Origin of the sequence: Selenomonas sp. GACV-9 (assembly GCA_900116485.1) — a bacterium.
Taxonomy (GTDB): domain Bacteria; phylum Bacillota; class Negativicutes; order Selenomonadales; family Selenomonadaceae; genus Selenomonas_A; species Selenomonas_A ruminantium_G.
Window position 1 is genome coordinate 1 of sequence record FPAX01000021.1, and the last position, 17290, is coordinate 17290.

Below are 17290 nucleotides of genomic sequence, written 5' to 3' on the forward strand. Positions count from 1 at the left end.
TTCCACCTGTTCCCATACCGAACACAGTAGTTAAGCACATATACGCCGAAAGTACTTGTCTGGAGACGGACTGGGAGGATAGGGAGTTGCCAGTTAAGCAAAAGACATTCACGTTGTGGATGTCTTTTTTTGTATTGCAGGCAGAAGGGATTTTTTATTCCTTGTGGAATATGTTTAGCGTGGGAGTGCATTCCAATTTTCTCTCCAGGAAAGGAGTATATCTATGGTAGAAGAATTCAAGAAGTTTATCATGCGTGGCAATGTGCTTGATATGGCTGTCGGTATCATCATCGGTGCTGCCTTTGGCAAGATTGTCACGTCCTTTGTCAACGATGTGTTGATGCCGCCGATTGGTCTCATTTTGGGGCAAGTGGATTTCTCCAATCTGTTCATCAATCTGTCAGGCACGCCCGCAGCAACCTTGGCCGAAGCAAAGGCCGCAGGCTTGCCGGTCATCGCTTATGGTTCCTTCCTCAATGCGGTCATTGATTTCCTGATCGTGGCTTTTGCTATCTTCATGCTGATCAAGCAGGTGAACCGCATCATGCCGAAAAAGGAGGAGGAGCCTGCCAAGGAACCGCGGCTTTGCCCTTACTGCAAGACAGAAATCCCTGAGGAAGCAACGAAGTGCCCGCATTGCACGTCGGAGCTCTAACGTTAAGTCACATAAGCAAAAAAAAACTTCTCGGATCGGGAAGTTTTTTTTATGGAAATCTCTTTACTTGGCCAGGAGCTTGCCGCCGCCGGGCAGGTCGTAGGTCTTGCCACCTAGTGCAGGATTGGAACTCTTGTCATAGTAGACTTTATGGCCGTTGCTGTTGATATTGGCAAAGGCACTGTCGTCGTCGCTTATGACGGTGAGATAGGAATCGGCAGTCACATTCCAGCTGGCAGCTTTGCTCAGCTGCAGCACCGCTTTATCGGCCTGATAGTCCTCGTTGAAGGAGCCGGTCCAATTTGCGCCGTTGCCGAGGTTCAGTGTTACCTGACTGAGGTTATTGGCCAGGATCTTGCCATTGAGCTGCTGGTTGCAGGCATTGAGGGTAAAGATACCGCCGTTCTTGTCTTCGCTGCCCCAGCGGTCGCTGGTGGCGTTTACAAGTACGTCGCCAGCTTGGCAGAGCTGCGTATTTTCAAGGTTGGCAACGGCGGTGGTGTTGGTGATGTAGAACATTGGCCCGGCGGATAGGTTATTGAGTGTTGAATCCTTGGCCGTGAAGGTTGCCTCGCCAATGCCGGCATCGCCAGAGAAACTCTGGTAGAGCATGACGCCGTGTTTGACATGACCAGTCAGGCCGGAATTGTTCAGCGTGATGGAGTTCTTGCCCTCGACGACAGCAATCTCGCTGCCGGTGGCTTCACCGCGGCCATCAGTCAGCTGGATGTTGCCGGTGGAGTAGATGCAGGGACTGCCTTCGCCAGACGTCGTAAGCTTGGCGCCTGTGACGATGACGCTGCCTTCGCCACGGTCGGTTGCAAGTGCGCCGCAGTGTGCGCCTTCTGTCGTGATGTCGACATCGTTGGCTTCAATCGTACCATCATACGTGGCATCGAGGCCGCGTGAGGAGTTGTTTTTCGTGTGGATGACGATATGCTCGGCTTTGATAGTGGCATTTTGCCCCGTAGCGAAAATTGCATTGGCGCCATCGGCATCAGACCTCAGTGTGATGTTTTTGAGTACGGCGGTGCTATTGCTCGCGAGGAAGACGGCATTCTGGCCAGAGAAGTTGCTCGCATCGGCGCTCGACGAGTCGCCGGTCTTGCTAAGTGCCGAATTGGTCAGCGTGACAGAACCGCCTTTGCGGACCAGGAAAGCGCTTTCGTTGCTGTTTTGGGCATTGAGCGTCAGTCCATCGCAAGTCCTGGTCTCATCGTCGGCAATCTCGCAGGCGGTGAGTTCCGAGGCATCAACCTCCTGCATACCGGGGCTGTTTGGTGCACCGGGCATTGCTGGCGGCGGGCTCGGAAGCGGGCCGCTCAGCTCAAAGCTTGGTGGCTCGGCAGCCGCCGTGGCTGGCTGGCAAGCGCCGTAGCTGCTAAAACCTGTACTGATGGTGATGGCAAGTGCCGCTGCCAGCAGGCGGTATTTTTTCGTCGTTTTGGACATGGAAAATCACTCCTCCTTTATTGGTGCGCTAATTATAAAGGTAGCTGATTAGAATAACTGGTATACATGGTTATAGTTGAATTAGATTTTCTGTGGATAAGGCGCCCAATGGGAAATGATTTGGTTATCCACAGGATTGCGGGGATTATCGGCTGTATTTTGTGCATAAATACGCTTGGCAGGCAGCAAATAGCGCAGTTTATCCACAATATCCACAGAGGTTTGCACACAGAATGTGGATAAGTGGATATTGGCTGGCGTTTGCTATTTGTGGACAGATGTGTTAGCATAGAGCATGTGGCAGAAGATGACATCACTCTGGTGAGTTATACTTTTCCCAGGTAAATCATTTACGTATTTATGGGGTACTGCTTAGATCCATGGGACTAAGACAGGAAAGGGAATCCGTGTATTCGTGCGCCTTTCAGGTCTGGCCTGGAGGGCGTTTTTTGATTGCTGGGCCAGTTGCTTCTTTTGCCTCGGAATATACAGTGCTAGGAAGAGAGGTAACATGAGATGAAAATTTTACGGACGGTTAAAGAGATTCAAGCCTATGCGAAGGCGATGAAGGCGGCAGGCAAGACCATCGGCCTTGTGCCGACCATGGGGGCTTTGCATGAGGGGCATCTGACACTTATGCGGGCAGCGCGGGAAAAATGCGATATCGTCATTGCGTCGGTATTTGTCAATCCGACACAGTTTGGTCCCAATGAGGACTATGCTGCGTATCCGCGTCGTTTTGAGGCGGACTGTGAGAAGCTGGCGACGGTGCCGGTTGATGCGGTATTCCATCCAGAGCCGGCAGAGATGTATCCTGATGGGTATTGTACGTATGTCAATGTGGAGGGCGATATCACCAAGAAGCTTTGCGGGGCACAGCGGCCGGGGCATTTCCGCGGCGTGGCAACGGTAGTCACGAAGCTTATGAATCTTTCCCGGGCAGATGAGGCCTTCTTTGGGCAGAAGGACGCTCAGCAGGTGGTTGTCATTCGCCGGTTCGTCGAGGACCTCAATCTCAATGTCCATATCAATATGGTGCCTATCGTACGTGAGGAGAATGGTCTGGCTCGCAGCTCGCGCAATCAGTATCTTTCGGCAGCGGAAAAAGAGGCGGCAACGGTCTTGTCGCGCAGCCTGCGCCGGGCAGCAGCGACGTATGCACGCGGTGAGCATGATGTGGAAAAGCTCAAGCTGATTGTGACGGATACGCTTGAAACAGAGCCGCTGGCATCAATCGATTATGTCGATCTCTTCTCATTCCCAGATCTGCAGCCGCTGCAGCGCGTTGAGCAGCAGTCCCTGCTGGCTATTGCCGTGCGCATTGGTGAAACACGCTTGATCGACAATGTGATCCTGGGCGGGGAGGCTATGTGATATGATGGTAAATCTCCTCAAGGGCAAGATACACTGCGCGACAGTGACGGAGGCCAACCTCCAGTATATGGGCAGCATCACCATCGATGAAGAGCTTATGGAGCAGGCAGGCATCCTGCCCAATGAGCGTGTGCAGGTTGTGGATAACAACAATGGTGCGCGGCTCGAGACCTACACGATTCCGGGGCCGCGCGGCTCGGGGGTCATCTGCCTCAACGGAGCGGCGGCCAGATGTGCGCAGGTGGGCGATATTGTCATTATCATGGCGTATTCGTTCTTCACCGAGGACGAAGCACGTGCCTGGAAGCCTAAGGTCGTCATGGTCGATGGTGATAATAAAATAAAAGAGGTCCGTCACGTGGAATACCACGGACAGACCGAATGATATCAGTAGCTGAAGTCTTCCCGTTTCGGGAAGGCTTTTTTTTGTCGCTGCAGGGTCTGGTTTTCACTCTTGAGGCAGCTCAGTGTCAGCAGCAAGGCGGCGGCATCGGCGGCGGGAACGGCCAGCCAGACGCCCTCAAGGCCCAGGAACCGGGGCAGCATCAGCAGGAAGATCACGATGCCGGCGAGATTGCGGGCAAAGGATAACAGGGCCGATGTCTTGCCATCGGAAAGGGCCGTGAAAAATCCCGAGGCAAAGATATTGAATCCTACGAGCAGGAAACTCAGCGAGAACAGCAGAAAACCTGTAAGTGTCAAGGCGAAGGTACTGCCACCGTCGGGCAGGAACAGCCTGATGAGCGGCTGCGCCAGCAGGCGGGCCATGATAAAGGACAGCAGGCTGAAACTCATGATGACGCCGAGACTAAGTTTCAGCAGACGGGTGAGTTCGGCGTGGCGGCGGGCGCCAAAATTATAGGAGAATATCGGAGCCACGCCGTTGGTAAAGCCCATGAGGATAGAGGTCAGCAGCATTTCTGCATAGAGGATGACCGAGATGGCGGCAACGCCAGCTTCCCCGGCCCAGTGGAAGGTGATGATATTGAACAGGAAGGTCACGATGCCGACGGAAAGCTGGGTGACAAGCTCGGAAATGCCATTGCTGCAAGCAGCGTGCAGCACAGCTGATTCTGCCTGGAAGGCGGTCAGCCGCAGCGTGCGGCTGAAATGGGTGAAATAGACAAGGCCGATAACGGCGGCCAGCAGGTCTGCAAGACCTGTCGCCAGTGCGGCACCATAGATGCCAAGCTCCATGTGGGCCAGGAAAACGTAGTCGAGGGCGGCATTGGTGACGCCGCTCAGCACAGAGACGATAAATCCCTGGATGGGGCGGCCGTCAGCGATGTAGAAGGCATTGAAGATGACCATCAGCGCTGCCATGGGGAAAAAGGGCAGCATCGTGCCCAGATAGCTGCGGCATTCAGCGAGCAGAGTGTCGCTTGCGCCGAGAAAATGCAGGATAGGGGCGAGGAACAGGCCGATGGCGAGAGCCAGGGCAAGGCCAATCCCCGCGCCGGCAGCTGTGAGAAAGCTGAAACGGCGGGTGGCGGCCTCTTTCTGGCCTTCGCCGAGATTCTTGGCGACGAGAGCCGAGCCGCCGGAGGCCAGCATGATGGCCAGACCGAAAATCAGGTTGATGGCCGGATAGACGATATTTGAGGCCGCAAGGGCCGAGGCGCCGGCATAGCGGCCGATGAAGATGCCGTCAGTTACCGTGTAGAGCGAGATGACAAGCATCATGCCGATGGACGGAGCGGCAAAGCGCAGCAGTGAGAAAATAGTGAACCGCTGCGCCAGCGGTGTGGAGTTACTATTCTGCATAAATACCTTTCCTTTCACGTATTTTCGTTGTATATTTATCTTAAAGTATACAGCAACTGTAATGTCAAGGGGGAGTGGACATGAAGCGGCGGGTTACCTTCCATACAGGCGAATTTGCCAAGATTGTCGGTGTCAATAAGCGCACCCTTCATTATTATGATGAGCAGGGCATCTTCAAGCCTGAGCGTGTGGAAGCGAATGGCTATCGCAGCTATTCCTTTCGCCAGTTCTATCCTTTCTATCTGCTGCGTATGCTGCGCGGCATGGGATTGGAGCTTTCCGAAATCAAGGAATACATGGAACAGCGAAGTCCTGAGCGTTTCGATCAGCTGCTCGCGGAGCAGCAGGCGTGGCTCGAGCAGGAGCAGGCAAAAATCCGGCGGCAGCTGCGCGTCGTGGCGAATCAGAGGCGGCTGTTGAAATCGGCCAGGACGGTGGTCTGCGGCCAAGTGGAGGAGCTGGAGCTCCCCGCAGCGCGGCTGGTATTGTCGCGCAATACGCGGCGCTATGCAGCTGCGGAGGATTGGCCCATGGTGGAGCGCATCGCGACGGAGCATGAACGGCAGGTCATGGAGCGGCAGATCAGCGCCGGACTTGGGGTTGGCGCGATGGTGGCTTCCCGCGATTTCCTGCAGGCTGGCCGTGAGGGCATCATCAGTCATTTCTTTACGATTGTCGAGGGACCGTATCGTGATATTGGCCGCGGGTACCGTCATTTCCGGCCGGCAGGAACATATCTGGTCACGTATTTCCAAGGCGACTATGATGATACGGGCAGCGCCTATGAGCTGCTGCGGCAGTATATTAAGACCCATGGCTGCCAGGTAGGCGAGTTTTCCTATGAGGAAAGTATCCTTGAGAACATGAGCACGAGCGATTCGCGGGGATTTATCACGCGGATTGCGGTGCCGAAAATATTATAATGAAACTTTAATCAAACATTTAAGAAAATCCTGTTAGAATAGGCTCATTATGCGTATAGGAAAGGGAGAAGTTATGCAAATAACAACTAAAACGCGTCTGTGGCTGACGGTGTTCCTCGGCATCATGTCGGCCATGGCGCCGCTTTCGACCGATATGTACCTGCCGGCGCTCCCCATCGTGCAGAACGATTTGGGGATTTCCGCATCGCTGGCGCAGCTGACCTTGACCATGACAATCATCGGCATGGCGTTGGGCCAGATATTCACGGGGCCGTTGAGTGACCGCTATGGGCGGCGCGGGCCGCTGCTTATCGGCATGATCCTGTTCACGCTATCGACAGCCGGCTGTGTATGGGCCAAGGATATTGGGGTGTTTCTGGTATTCCGCTTTTTAGCGGGCTTTGCCGGAGCCAGCGGCATCGTCATCGCGCGGGCGATTGCCCGCGACGTCTGTGAGGGCGCGGAGCTCACGCGGTTCTTTGCCCTGCTGATGATGGTCAACGGCCTGGCGCCAATCATCGCGCCGGTGCTCGGCGGCCAGATCCTGCTGTTCACGAGCTGGCGCGGTGTCTTCGTGGTGCTGGTGGTAGTGGGCATCCTGCAGGCATTGGCAACGCTTATCTACAAGGAGACGCTGCCCAAGGATCAGCGCTTGACGGAGCTTAGCGAGTCGTTCCGCAAATATCCGCAGCTGCTGCGTGACCGCTATTTCCTCGGCCATTGCCTGCTGCAGTGCTTTATCTTCGGAGCCTTCTTTGCCTACTTGGCCGGCTCATCCTTCGTGTTCCAGAATATCTATGCGGTTTCGCCGCAGACCTTCAGCCTGATCTTCGGATTCATCGGCCTGGGCTTGATGCTGGCGGGTCTCTTGCCGGCGCGCCTGGCGGGCCGCGTTCCCGATGTGCAGCTGCTCAAGGCCGGCATATTGATCCCGCTGGCGGGGGCGCTGTTCCTGCTCAGTGGTTTCCTGCTGGGGGCACCGATCGGCTATACGGTAGCGGTATTGTTCGTCACGATCGTGCCGCTTTCGGTCATGGGCTCAGCGAGTTTTTCGCTGGCGCTCTCGCGGCAGGGCAAGAATGCCGGCAGCGCCAGTGCCCTCGTGGGTTTCTTCTCGATGATCCTCGGCGCCTGCATGATGCCGGTGGTTGGCATCATGGGCGACCATACGGCCATACCGATGGGCATCATCATGGTAGCCGGCTATGGGCTCGGCGTATTGTGTTTCTATACGATGATTGCGCCGGAACACAACAAATAAAAGATATGAAAAAAACCTTCTCGCAAGAAGGTTTTTTTCATGTGCATAGTAATATATCTTAGGAGAGCGATGTTGCAGGGGGCGTCTTTTCGAGCTTGCCCTTGAGATCGTGGTCGGTCATGGCGCAGACCGAGGCATCCGACCAGACGTTTTCGGCTGTCTCGATCATGTCGATGATCGTATAGATTGGCAGGATGACACCCATAAGGCCAATCGGTGCGCCGATGGAGCTCATCAGCGAAAGGGTCAGGAAGTAGCAGCCCATCGGTACGCCAGCATTGCCGACCGCCGCGAGAACGGCGATGAACAGCCAGGAAATCATCGTGCCCAGCGAAAGCTCAAAGCCTGCGTTCTGCATGACGAACAGCGAGGTTACGAGGATGAAGGCTGCGCAGCCGTTCATGTTGATGGTGGTGCAGATCGGCAGCACGAACCGGGAGACGCGCGTATCGGCCTTGAGGTTATGCTCCGCCGAGGCCAGCGTCACAGGCAGCGTGCCAGCGGAACTCTTGGTGAACAGGGCGACGGCGATGGCGGGGCTCATCTGCTTGAAGACATCGATGGGGTTCAGGCCGCGCAGCAGCAGGAACAGCGGCAACACGATGAAGAACTGGATGGCATTGCCACCGAGGACGACCGCTACGTATTTAGCCAGGGCGCCGACTACGACGCCGGCCTGTATCTGGGCGGCTAGCTGGCCGGCGAAGGCCAGGATGCCAACAGGCAGTGCCCAGAGGATAGCTTTTATCAGTGTGAACAGCAATTCCTGTACGCCATAGAGTCCTTTGATGAGGACGGCACGGTTCTCGGTCTTGGGCATGAAGGCCAGAGCCAAACCTACCGAAGCGGCGATAATCATGACCGAGAGCACATTGCCAGCCAGGAACGGCTGCAGGATGTTGTTGGGGATGACGGACAGGAAATGGTCATAGTAGGAAAGGGAGCCGACCTTGTCAAGTGGTACGGCGGCTGTGCCGGCACCGACAACATCGGCGGGCAGATTGCCCGGTGCAATCCAGAGGTAGAGCGCCAGGCCGACTGCTGCGGCTGAGATCGTCGTAAGCAGCGTATAGCTGACTGCATGGGCGAAGATCGTCTTCGTCTCCTTCTGGCCGCCGAGGGCCGAGAGCGTCGTGATGACGGCCAGGGCAATGGTCGGTACGGCGATGAACTGGAAGAGCCGCGTGAAGACCGTGGCGATGAAGTTGAATAACTCATCAAGGGCCTGGATGCCAAGGGAGCCGAGAATGCCGCCGAGAATCAACGCGCCGAACCAGAGAACCAGCTGCTTGCGGCTGGCACCGGGATTGTGTTGGCGCAGGGCTTCTTCGCGGGCCTGGTCGACACGGTTATTGTGTTCGTTTGCCATAAGAATACCTTCTTTCTTGAATAAGAAATGATAAATCATACATGTTTAATATGTTTACATTATATAGACACTTTAAGCGCATGTCAATAGGAAAGTGTAAAAATATTAGCGGTAAGGGAGGAATTTACTATAAGAAAAACTTATATATGTTATAAGTAGAAAAGAATAGTGAGCTTTTTTTTGCAATGGTAAAATAAAATTGTTATAATAGAAATCTATCATTTTAGGAGGTGCAAGAAATGGGATTATTTGATAATCTGAAGGTAGCTTATAAGCTGATGATGATTGTTGCCGTGGCTGCGATTGCCATGCTGGGCATCAGCTTCACGGGCTATCGTTCGCTGAGCAATGCGGATAACGCAATGAACAGCATGTATCAGCATGAGATGAAGGGCGTGCAGCAATTGGGAACTGCTGTGGAGTACAGCCGTGTCATGATGGTCAAGACCTTGCAGATCGTGACGCTGCACGATAATGCTGACCGCTTGAAGACGGTATCTAAACAGCAGAAGGAAGCTGCGGACAACGTCGAGAAGGCTCTGGCTGAGTACAAGGAAACCGTCAAGGGCATGCCGATCGAGGATACCAGCGAGATCGATGCGCAGTGGGCGAACTACAAGAAGGTCATGACGCATGTCATCGAGCTGTCGAATCAGGGCAAAGCGGCCGACGCCTTGGCTTATTATGAGAAAGAAGGCTCGCCGGCAACGCGCGGCCTGCGCGATGCTTTCCATGGCCAGCAGCAGCGCGTCAACGAGCAGGCGGAGGCCGGAGAGCAGGCCAGCCGCGATGCCAACAGCCATGCGCTGATGCTCATCATGATTGTCACGTTGGTGGCACTGGTTGTGCAGGCTGGCGGCAGCATGATGACGGCGCGCAATATCACGTCGGCCCTTGACTCGATGCGGGCAGTCTGCGAGAAACTCCGCGATGGCGATTTCCGCGGCACCGCTACGGCCCTTGATCGTGGTGACGAGTTCGGGCATCTCTCTGGCGTGCTTGCCGATATGCAGCATAAGCTTGCCGCTTATATGAAGGGTGTCTATAAGGCCATCCAGGATATCAGCGACTCTTCGGGCAACCTCAAGGAGGCGTCCTTGCAGTCGGCCCAGGCTTCGGTTCAGTCGGCTGAGGCTGTTGGCGAGGCTGCTCATATCGTCCTCGAGCAGGAAGAGCAGCTCAAGGCCAGTCAGGAGCTGCTGGATAAGGTAAATGCTTCCATCCAGACAATGCGCGCTCATGCAGGTGAGGTTTCAGACAACTCGCTGACGGCTGCTGGTGAGGCAGCGCAGGGCAACAAGGCGCTGGCTGATTCGGTCCGCGAGATCCGCGATGTCGAGTCTACGGTCAGCAGCACGGCTGAGATGGTCAGCCGCCTGGGCAGCCGCTCGAGCGAGATTGGCGCTATCGTCGATACGATCTCGGAGATTGCGAGCCAGACGAACCTTTTGGCACTCAATGCCGCTATCGAGGCAGCACGTGCTGGTGAGCAGGGCCGCGGCTTCTCCGTCGTAGCGGAGGAGGTTCGCAAGCTGGCTGAGCAGTCGGAAGAGGCAGCTCAGAAGATTGCCGGCCTTATCAATGCGATGCAGCAGGATACGGCTGAGGCCGTTGACTCGATGAAACAGGGCTGCGATGCCGTTGTGACTGGTGCGAAATCCGTTGAGGAATTGCAGGCCGTGTTCGAGCGTATCCATGACCTCGTCCAGGCTGGTGCGGAAAAGACAAAGGAAATGGATGCTGCTATCCGCCAGGTCAACGAAGATGCCCAGAATATCTCCGACTCGGTGGCGGAAATCAATGCCAAGGGCCGGGTAATCTCGGAGCATATGGAATCTGTATCGGCAGCGACCGAAGAGCAGTCGGCTTCGTCGGAAGAGATTGCATCGGCCAGCGATACGCTTTCGCATATGGCATCGGAACAGAAACAGGCTTTGCGCCAGTTCAAGTTCTAACAAATATATTTAACAGATATGATAAAAAAACGTCCATAAGGGCATTGCCCTTGTGGACGTTTTTGTTTTGAGCGTTATTGCAGCTGACGGCCGGCGCCGGGGCCGTCGCTGGCGACGGCGACCTTTGTCTCAGCAAAAGTGCGCATGCCGTTCAGCATGTGCAGGGCAGCCTCAGTGATGTCAAGGCCCAGGCTGGCGATGATGCCGCCGGGCAGTGTGATGTCCGCCTGCAGCAAGGCGGGCTGGACGTGCAGGATATAGGGGCGCACGGCAGGACAGAGCAGTTCCGTATAGCGGGCGATGATCTCAGTGGCCTCGTCATCGAGCAGGATGAAGCTGCTGTTATGCGCGGCCGCGATTATCGCACCGATGATGGCGCTGACTGCAGGCTGATAGGTCTCGGGTGTTTTGGACAGGAACTCATCGGCAGCGTAGCGCAGGCTGCCGTCTTCCTTCAGCAATGCGGCGCGCAGCTCACCTGCTGCTGTGCCAAAGGGGGCATCTTCGTCCATCTCGGTCAGCGCAAGGCCGAGCAGCGGATAGGACAGCGAGAGCAGCTCGGCATGCTCGCGGCCGAAGTCGAAGGCTGCTGTCGGTGGCAGTCCCTCGCGCAGATGGCCCAGGGTGACTTCCGCACCGGCATGGGTCGCAAAAGCCGCCGTGATCTGTGACTGCAGCGGGCTCGTATGGCGCCCGGTAAAGACCAGCAAGGCCCTGTCCATGCCGCATTCTGGCAGTTCGTCGCCGATGATGCCTGCCAGCTCCACGGCAATCTGCTCAAGATAGCCAAGGCTGTAGATAGGCTTAGCCAGATTGTCGATGCGCTGCTGGCAGAGCTCCATCGACTGGTGGTCGAGATCCTGCATCGTGCGCAGATAGAAGTCGAAGGTCTTATCGGTGATCTTGGGCGTGGCATAGCGCATGTATTCGTGATGGAAAGGCGTCTCGATGGGATCTTGCGGCAGCTTGTCGAGGACATCCCAGGCCGTGAGGGCCGCGTCGAGCATATTGGCCAGCAAGCTGGAGCCGCAGGCCTCGCCAAGCTTCAGGTCAAGATCCATCAGTGGCTCGAGGCCAAGTTTCTGGAGGCTATGAGCATGGGACTTTTCTGCCCCCTGATGGGACGCGAGCAGGTAGTCCACGCAGTCAGGGGCAAGCCGCTGGGCAATCAAGGCCGCGGCTGCCGTGTTGGCGCCGTCGAGGATGATTGTGCGCTGGCGAGCGGCTGCGCCAAGGATCAGCCCGGCAATGGCGCCGAGCTCAAAGCCGCCGACCTTGGCGAGGATGTCAAGACCGTCGCTCTCGTCAGGCTGATTGATATCAAGAGATTTCTGGACGATAGTTGTCTTTTTCCGCAGGCGCTCGTCGGAGATATTCGTGCCCCGGCCGGTAACCGCCTCGGCGCTTAGGCCGCAGCAGACCGCCGTGATGGCTGCGCTGGCCGTGGTGTTGGCAATGCCCATCTCGCCGGGCAGGATGCAGTCGAAGCCCTCGTTGATGACTTGATTAGCGATGTCGATACCGGTTTCGACGGCCTGGCGGGCCTGATCGCGGGTCATGGCCGGGCCTTGGGCCATATTTGCCGTGCCATTGGCGATACGGGCATCGATGAGATCAGGGATATCGCTGGTATCCGCGGCGATGCCCATATCGACGACAAGGAGTTCGGCGCTGCAGTAGTCGGCAAAGGCGTTGGCCGCGCCGCCACGGCTGATCAGGTAGTTGCGTGTCATCTGCACAGTCGTTTCGGGAGGGTAGGCGCTGACACCTTCAGCGGCGACACCGTGATCGGCACAGCAAATCACGGTGCATTTCTCGGGGGACTGCGGATGACGCTCGCCAGTAATGGCAAGATAGCGCAGCAGCAGGCCGCGTAGGCGGCCTAGGGCTGAGTCATCGCCTTCGAGTACCTGGGCGAGCCGGGATGCTGCCGCCGCAGCGGTTTCGCGATTCGCTGGCACGATGGCGCCAAGGGTTGATTCGAGCAGGCTCATACGATCTGGGCCTCCTTTGGCACCTGTTTGAGGGACAGGCCGATGCGGTTGCGCTTCTCATCGATGCTGATGACCATGACCGTGAGTACGTCGCCGATGGAGAGCACATCGAGCGGATGCTTGACGCGCTTCTTGGATAGCTCGGAGATGTGAATCAGGCCATCCTGATGCAGGCCGATGTCGACGAAGGCGCCGAAGTCGGTGATGTTGCGGACTGTGCCGCGCATGATTGTGCCGGGCTGGATATCCGACAGCTTGACGATGGCCTGGCGCGTCAGCGGTGCCGGCAGGTCTTCGCGAGGGTCGCGGCCTGGCTTGACGAGGGCCGCGAGGATATCCTTGACCGTGGGTTCGCCGGCATTGAGCTCCTTGGCGAGCTTGGCAATGTCGACGAGCCTGCTCTTGGCGGCAAGCAGGGCGAGCTGGTCCTTGTCAGTCAGGTCGCTTAAAGTAAAGCCGAGCTTGGCGAGGATTTCCTCGGCAAGTTTATAAGATTCCGGATGGACCGGCGTGTTGTCAAGCGGGGACTTGCCGCCGGCAATGCGCAGGAAGCCTGCGCACTGCGTGAAGGCTGCCGGGCCAAGGCGCGGGACCTTGAGGAGCTGGCGGCGGTTCGTGAAGACGCCATTCTCGTTGCGGAAGGCGACGATGTTCTTGGCAATCGTCGCGTTGATACCGGCGATATGCTTGAGCAGTGCCGTAGAGGCTGTGTTGAGGTCGACGCCCACATGGTTGACGGTGCTCTCGATCGTGGCATCGAGGGTATGGGTGAGTTCCTTCTGGTTGACGTCATGCTGATACTGGCCGACGCCGATGGCCTTCGGATCGATCTTGACAAGCTCGGCCAGCGGGTCCTGGACGCGGCGGGCAATGGAGACGGCGCCGCGGATGACGACGTCGTACTCGGGCAGCTCCTCCTTGGCCAGTGCCGAAGCCGAGTAGACCGAGGCGCCGGCCTCGTTGGCGATGATATAGTGGACATCGCTGAGGTCATTGACACGGATGAGCTCGGCGGCAAACTGCTCCGTCTCATAGGAGGCCGTGCCATTGCCGATTGAGATCAGCGTGACATGGTGTTTCTTGATGGAAGCCAGTACGGTCTTAGCGGCCGCCTCCTTGGCGCGTTCGCTCTGGGTGATCTGCAGTACGCCGTAGTCGAGTACCTGGCCCGTGGCGTCGACGACGGCCATCTTGCAGCCGTTGCGGTAGCCAGGGTCGAGCCCCATGACCGTGTGGCCGGCCAGCGGGGCTTGGAGCAGCAGCTGGCGCAGGTTCGCGCCGAATACCTTGATGGCCTGCGTTTCGGCGTCCTCGGTGAGCAGGCTGCGGATCTCGCGCTCAAGCGCCGGCAGCAGCAGGCGCTTGTAGCCGTCATCGATGGCGGCTTGCAAGCTCTCGTCCCAGATCGAGGGCTGGCGGTGGAGGCCCTGATAGATGCGGCGGCAGTTTTCTTCGTGGTCGGCTTCAAGTTTCACCTTGAGGGCGCCCTTCTTCTCGCCGCGGTTGATGGCGAGGATGCGGTGGGATGGCAGTGTATGGACAGGTTCGCGGTATTCGGCATACATCTCGAGTACCTGCTTGTCTTCTTCGGCGGCATCGTCGGCAAGGCTCGTCGTGAGCACCGCCATGTTCCAGAGCCGCGTGCGCATCTTCTTGCGCAGGGCCGCATCCTCCATGGTGGTCTCGGCCACGATGTCCATGGCGCCTGCCAGTGCGTCCTCGGCTGTGGCGATGCCCTTTTCCTCATCGATGAAGTTGGCGGCCTCAGCAAGGGCACTGCCCTTGGTCTGGGCCTGCAGCATCATGGCAGCCGCCAGCGGCTCAAGGCCGGCCTCGCGGGCCATCTGGGCGCGCGTGCGCTTTTTCTGCTTGTACGGGAGATAGAGGTCTTCGAGGTCCTGCAGTTTCGTGGTCTTCTCGATGGCGGCGCGCAGCTCGTCGGTGAGCTTGCCCTGTTCTTCGATCTTGCCGAGGATTTCCTCCTGGCGTTTGACGAGATTGCGCAGGTAGGTAAGACGCTCCTCGAGCAGGCGCAGCTGCTCGTCTTCAAGGGAGCCTGTGGCTTCCTTGCGGTAGCGGGCGATGAAGGGTACCGTGTTGCCGCCGTCCAGCAGCTCGATAGCTGCCGTGACCTGTTTCGGGCGGACGTTCAATTCTTTCGCGATGACCGCGCTGATATCGTTTGTAAGCATATAGGATGCACCAGCTTTCTTGCATTAGTGTCTTCATTATATCATAAATAACACGGATTCCGGCGGCAGGTTTTTCGCGTGTGCCTGTCGAATTAAACAGCAAATCACATAGGAATCGAAAGACCGTGGAACTGAAGAGGTGGTCTTATGAAAAAGGTATTGATGTTGGCAGCCTTGATAGTGACTGTGGTGCTCTGTTCCTGGCTTGCGGAGGAGGCGCTGGCGGCAGCTAGAGGAAGGCTGCTGTTCGTTCCTCAGGATGATGGGGCCGCGGCAGGTGTGGAGATGGAGGCAGCCTGCCGCGCCCTTGGCTATGAGGTGGTCATGCCGCCGGCAGAGCTGTTGAGCGGCGGTGGGGGCAAGCCTGGCCAGCCCGATAAGCTTTGGGCCTGGATGCGCGCGAACATCTGCGGTGCGGAGGCCGCAATGGTTTCGGCAGATGCCATGATATATGGCGGACTCGATCGCTCGCGCAAGCATGAGCTGGCAGAGGCGCTGCTGGCCCAGCGGGCTGAACAGTTCGAGGTGCTCCATGAGCAGCATCCCGAGACCAGCTTCTATGTGTACAGCTCGCTGCTGCGGATGCCGCGGAGCGGGAAGCAGGCTGGCAGGGGGGAGCCTGCCTATTACCGGGAGTATGGGGCGGATATCTTCGCGGCGGCAGCGCTGGCGGACAAGCGGGAGCTGCAGGGGCTGACCGCAGCGGAACAGGTGGCCCTCGGCCGTCATATCCAGGCAGTTCCGCCAGATATCTGGCAGGATTGGCAGGCTCGCCGCGATAAGAACCTGTCCGTCAATCGCCGTCTGATCGATTTCACCCGCAGGGGGATATTCCGCTGTGTCCTGATCGGCAAGGAGGAGGACGCGCCGCTGTCACAGACAAACCGCGAGGGACGCATCCTTACGGCGTATGCACAGGGGCTGCCGGAGACGCAGTTCCAGCTGCTTTCTGGCAGTGATGGTCTGGGGGGATTGCTGCTTGGCCGGGTACGCCATGACGTTATTTTGAGGCAGGATTCCATTACTTATTTTTATGGTGACAATGCCTTTGAAACATGATAAAATAACTCCAAAGTTGAAAAGACTTTGATATTTTCAGGGATTTATACGTTATATTGTTCACCAGGGGAGGGTCTTGAAATGAGAAAAACAAGGAAGAGCATCAACTGGAATCACGATTGCATCTGTTATGAGCGCAAGGTGCAGACGCGCCGCGCGCAATGGTTGATGCGTCATGCAGCTCCTGCTGCAGGCAGTCAGGCTGAGGACAAGAAGACAACGGAAGTCGCTTGATACAAAGAGCGGAGAGCTGCTGCTGAGCCAGCAGCTCTTTTTTGTGCCTTCGTGACGGCGGCTATTGACAGCTAGGCGAAAAATAGAGTAAAATTACTACAAATGGATAATGATTATTTGTTATTTCATGAGCAAGAAAGGATATAATCATGAAAGCAATGCTCAAACCGAAGGAAGTCACGGCGCTGCTGCGCGAGCGGGGATTCAAGGTCACGCCGCAGCGGCTGGCCGTTTACAGCGCGCTGGCCCATACGACGGCTCATCCCAACGCCGAGACCCTTTACCAGGAATTGCAGCCCTACTATCCGACCATGAGTCTGGCGACGGTCTACAAGGCACTGTCCATCCTCTGTGAAGTTGGCCTTGCCCAGGAGCTCAACGTGGGGGAGGACGCATTCCGCTACGATGCCAATACGAGCCCCCATCCGCATGTGCGCTGCACCTGCTGCGGCCGTGTCGATGACATCATGGGCAATCTGGATGCGGCAGGCGTCGAGCAGCAGGCCGCAGCGGCCACTGGATATGATATCACGGCGCATCAGCTCTACTTCTTTGGTGTCTGCCCTGCCTGCCAGCATGCCAGGAAACACTGATTATCTGCGGATTTTTCCTTGCATCAGCCGTTCCCGCGTGATATAATATTCCAGTACTGGACGTACTGACGTCTGGTTCCAGGTCAAAAACTTGACTGGCTTTACCCCGATGGGGAGCTAGGTCTAAACCAAGCTTGCGCATAGCTTGCTTGTATCAATTCCCAGTTTCTTGGGGTGAAAGCGAGGTGTAATAGAATGAAACAGGGTATCCATCCGGAATACTTCGAGGCTAAGGTAACTTGCGGCTGCGGCAACACGTTCACGACGGGTTCCACGGTTCAGGAGCTTCGCGTCGATGTTTGCTCCAAATGCCATCCGTTCTTCACGGGTCGTCAGCGTGACGTACAGGCAGGCGGTCGTATCGAGAAGTTCAACAAGCGTCTGGCCAAGAAATAATCGCACGAACGGTAAAGCAGAGCAGAGCAATCTGTTCTGCTTTATTTTATTATGCGGCGACTATGAGGC

15 protein-coding genes and 1 rRNA gene are annotated in these 17290 nt (G+C 56.7%); 11 read left to right on the plus strand and 5 right to left on the minus strand.

The annotated features are described in order from the left end of the window. Both rrf and mscL read left to right on the plus strand, forming a co-directional pair. A 5S ribosomal RNA gene (rrf, locus tag BM322_RS12015) occupies positions 1 to 95 on the plus strand; the annotation flags it as partial. Between the two features lie 122 nt (positions 96 to 217). After that, the gene (gene mscL / locus BM322_RS12020; RefSeq protein ID WP_075430806.1) at positions 218 to 655 is read left to right on the plus strand and encodes a large conductance mechanosensitive channel protein MscL; all 438 of its coding nucleotides are present in this window, start codon (positions 218 to 220) and stop codon (positions 653 to 655) included. Positions 656 to 718: 63 nt separating this feature from the next. On the opposite strand, the gene BM322_RS12025 is transcribed toward mscL, so the two are convergent. Further along, entirely contained in the window at positions 719 to 2107 is a 1389-nt protein-coding gene (locus tag BM322_RS12025; protein ID WP_075430808.1) for a hypothetical protein, read from the minus strand. A gap of 516 nt (positions 2108 to 2623) precedes the next feature. Between BM322_RS12025 and panC the strand changes: the two genes are divergently transcribed. Continuing rightward, the gene (gene panC, locus BM322_RS12030) at positions 2624 to 3481 is read left to right on the plus strand and encodes a pantoate--beta-alanine ligase (RefSeq protein ID WP_075430810.1); all 858 of its coding nucleotides are present in this window, start codon (positions 2624 to 2626) and stop codon (positions 3479 to 3481) included. Between the two features lies 1 nt (position 3482). Then, positions 3483 to 3866 carry an aspartate 1-decarboxylase gene (panD, locus tag BM322_RS12035; protein WP_075430812.1) on the plus strand — a complete coding sequence of 128 codons (384 nt, stop codon included), beginning with the start codon at positions 3483 to 3485 and terminating at the stop codon, positions 3864 to 3866. Positions 3867 to 3868: 2 nt separating this feature from the next. Here panD and BM322_RS12040 read toward each other — a convergent pair whose 3' ends face one another. Then, a complete protein-coding gene (locus tag BM322_RS12040; protein ID WP_075430814.1) occupies positions 3869 to 5245 on the minus strand; it encodes an MATE family efflux transporter in 1377 nt (458 codons plus the stop codon). 80 nt (positions 5246 to 5325) lie between these two features. Between BM322_RS12040 and BM322_RS12045 the strand changes: the two genes are divergently transcribed. Further along, positions 5326 to 6168, plus strand: coding sequence for a MerR family transcriptional regulator (locus BM322_RS12045; protein WP_075430816.1), 843 nt, complete (start codon positions 5326 to 5328; stop codon positions 6166 to 6168). 73 nt (positions 6169 to 6241) lie between these two features. Then, entirely contained in the window at positions 6242 to 7429 is a 1188-nt protein-coding gene (locus BM322_RS12050) for a multidrug effflux MFS transporter (protein WP_075430818.1), read from the plus strand. A 58-nt stretch (positions 7430 to 7487) separates the two neighbouring features. Here BM322_RS12050 and BM322_RS12055 read toward each other — a convergent pair whose 3' ends face one another. Then, positions 7488 to 8798, minus strand: coding sequence for a dicarboxylate/amino acid:cation symporter (locus tag BM322_RS12055; RefSeq protein ID WP_075430820.1), 1311 nt, complete (start codon positions 8796 to 8798; stop codon positions 7488 to 7490). A gap of 239 nt (positions 8799 to 9037) precedes the next feature. On the opposite strand from BM322_RS12055, the gene BM322_RS12060 reads away from it, so the two are divergent. Then, a complete protein-coding gene (locus BM322_RS12060; RefSeq protein ID WP_075430822.1) occupies positions 9038 to 10753 on the plus strand; it encodes a methyl-accepting chemotaxis protein in 1716 nt (571 codons plus the stop codon). A 74-nt stretch (positions 10754 to 10827) separates the two neighbouring features. Here the strand turns inward: BM322_RS12060 and cobT are convergent, their stop codons facing one another. Further along, complete coding sequence (cobT, locus tag BM322_RS12065; RefSeq protein WP_075430825.1) at positions 10828 to 12747, minus strand: nicotinate-nucleotide--dimethylbenzimidazole phosphoribosyltransferase; 1920 nt, start codon at positions 12745 to 12747, stop codon at positions 10828 to 10830. Continuing rightward, positions 12744 to 14939: a Tex family protein gene (locus BM322_RS12070; RefSeq protein WP_075430827.1), complete on the minus strand. Its 2196-nt coding sequence runs from the start codon at positions 14937 to 14939 to the stop codon at positions 12744 to 12746. Before BM322_RS12070 ends, cobT begins: the two co-directional genes overlap by 4 nt. A 147-nt stretch (positions 14940 to 15086) precedes the next feature. On the opposite strand from BM322_RS12070, the gene BM322_RS12075 reads away from it, so the two are divergent. From BM322_RS12075 to rpmE, 4 genes are all read left to right on the plus strand, one after another. Beyond that, positions 15087 to 15998: a DUF4127 family protein gene (locus tag BM322_RS12075; protein ID WP_075430829.1), complete on the plus strand. Its 912-nt coding sequence runs from the start codon at positions 15087 to 15089 to the stop codon at positions 15996 to 15998. Between the two features lie 81 nt (positions 15999 to 16079). Then, positions 16080 to 16232, plus strand: a complete 153-nt coding sequence (locus tag BM322_RS13605) for a hypothetical protein (protein WP_177220890.1) — start codon at positions 16080 to 16082, stop codon at positions 16230 to 16232. Between the two features lie 158 nt (positions 16233 to 16390). After that, positions 16391 to 16825 (plus strand): Fur family transcriptional regulator, encoded by a 435-nt coding sequence (locus BM322_RS12080; protein ID WP_075430866.1) that lies wholly within the window; start codon positions 16391 to 16393, stop codon positions 16823 to 16825. 195 nt (positions 16826 to 17020) lie between these two features. Beyond that, positions 17021 to 17221, plus strand: coding sequence for a 50S ribosomal protein L31 (rpmE, locus tag BM322_RS12085; protein ID WP_075430831.1), 201 nt, complete (start codon positions 17021 to 17023; stop codon positions 17219 to 17221). The last annotated feature ends 69 nt before the right edge of the window (positions 17222 to 17290 follow it).

What these genes read in the sequence shown, in the direction of transcription:
- BM322_RS12025 (WP_075430808.1), bottom strand. Translation starts at nt 2,107, where the DNA reads ATGTCCAAAACGACGAAAAAATACCGCCTGCTGGCAGCGGCACTTGCC.
- cobT (WP_075430825.1), bottom strand. Translation starts at nt 12,747, where the DNA reads ATGAGCCTGCTCGAATCAACCCTTGGCGCCATCGTGCCAGCGAATCGC.
- BM322_RS13605 (WP_177220890.1), top strand. Translation starts at nt 16,080, where the DNA reads ATGAGAAAAACAAGGAAGAGCATCAACTGGAATCACGATTGCATCTGT.
- rpmE (WP_075430831.1), top strand. Translation starts at nt 17,021, where the DNA reads ATGAAACAGGGTATCCATCCGGAATACTTCGAGGCTAAGGTAACTTGC.
- BM322_RS12050 (WP_075430818.1), top strand. Translation starts at nt 6,242, where the DNA reads ATGCAAATAACAACTAAAACGCGTCTGTGGCTGACGGTGTTCCTCGGC.
- panC (WP_075430810.1), top strand. Translation starts at nt 2,624, where the DNA reads ATGAAAATTTTACGGACGGTTAAAGAGATTCAAGCCTATGCGAAGGCG.
- BM322_RS12045 (WP_075430816.1), top strand. Translation starts at nt 5,326, where the DNA reads ATGAAGCGGCGGGTTACCTTCCATACAGGCGAATTTGCCAAGATTGTC.
- BM322_RS12055 (WP_075430820.1), bottom strand. Translation starts at nt 8,798, where the DNA reads ATGGCAAACGAACACAATAACCGTGTCGACCAGGCCCGCGAAGAAGCC.
- BM322_RS12080 (WP_075430866.1), top strand. Translation starts at nt 16,391, where the DNA reads ATGCTCAAACCGAAGGAAGTCACGGCGCTGCTGCGCGAGCGGGGATTC.
- BM322_RS12040 (WP_075430814.1), bottom strand. Translation starts at nt 5,245, where the DNA reads ATGCAGAATAGTAACTCCACACCGCTGGCGCAGCGGTTCACTATTTTC.
- BM322_RS12060 (WP_075430822.1), top strand. Translation starts at nt 9,038, where the DNA reads ATGGGATTATTTGATAATCTGAAGGTAGCTTATAAGCTGATGATGATT.
- BM322_RS12075 (WP_075430829.1), top strand. Translation starts at nt 15,087, where the DNA reads ATGAAAAAGGTATTGATGTTGGCAGCCTTGATAGTGACTGTGGTGCTC.
- BM322_RS12070 (WP_075430827.1), bottom strand. Translation starts at nt 14,939, where the DNA reads ATGCTTACAAACGATATCAGCGCGGTCATCGCGAAAGAATTGAACGTC.
- panD (WP_075430812.1), top strand. Translation starts at nt 3,483, where the DNA reads ATGATGGTAAATCTCCTCAAGGGCAAGATACACTGCGCGACAGTGACG.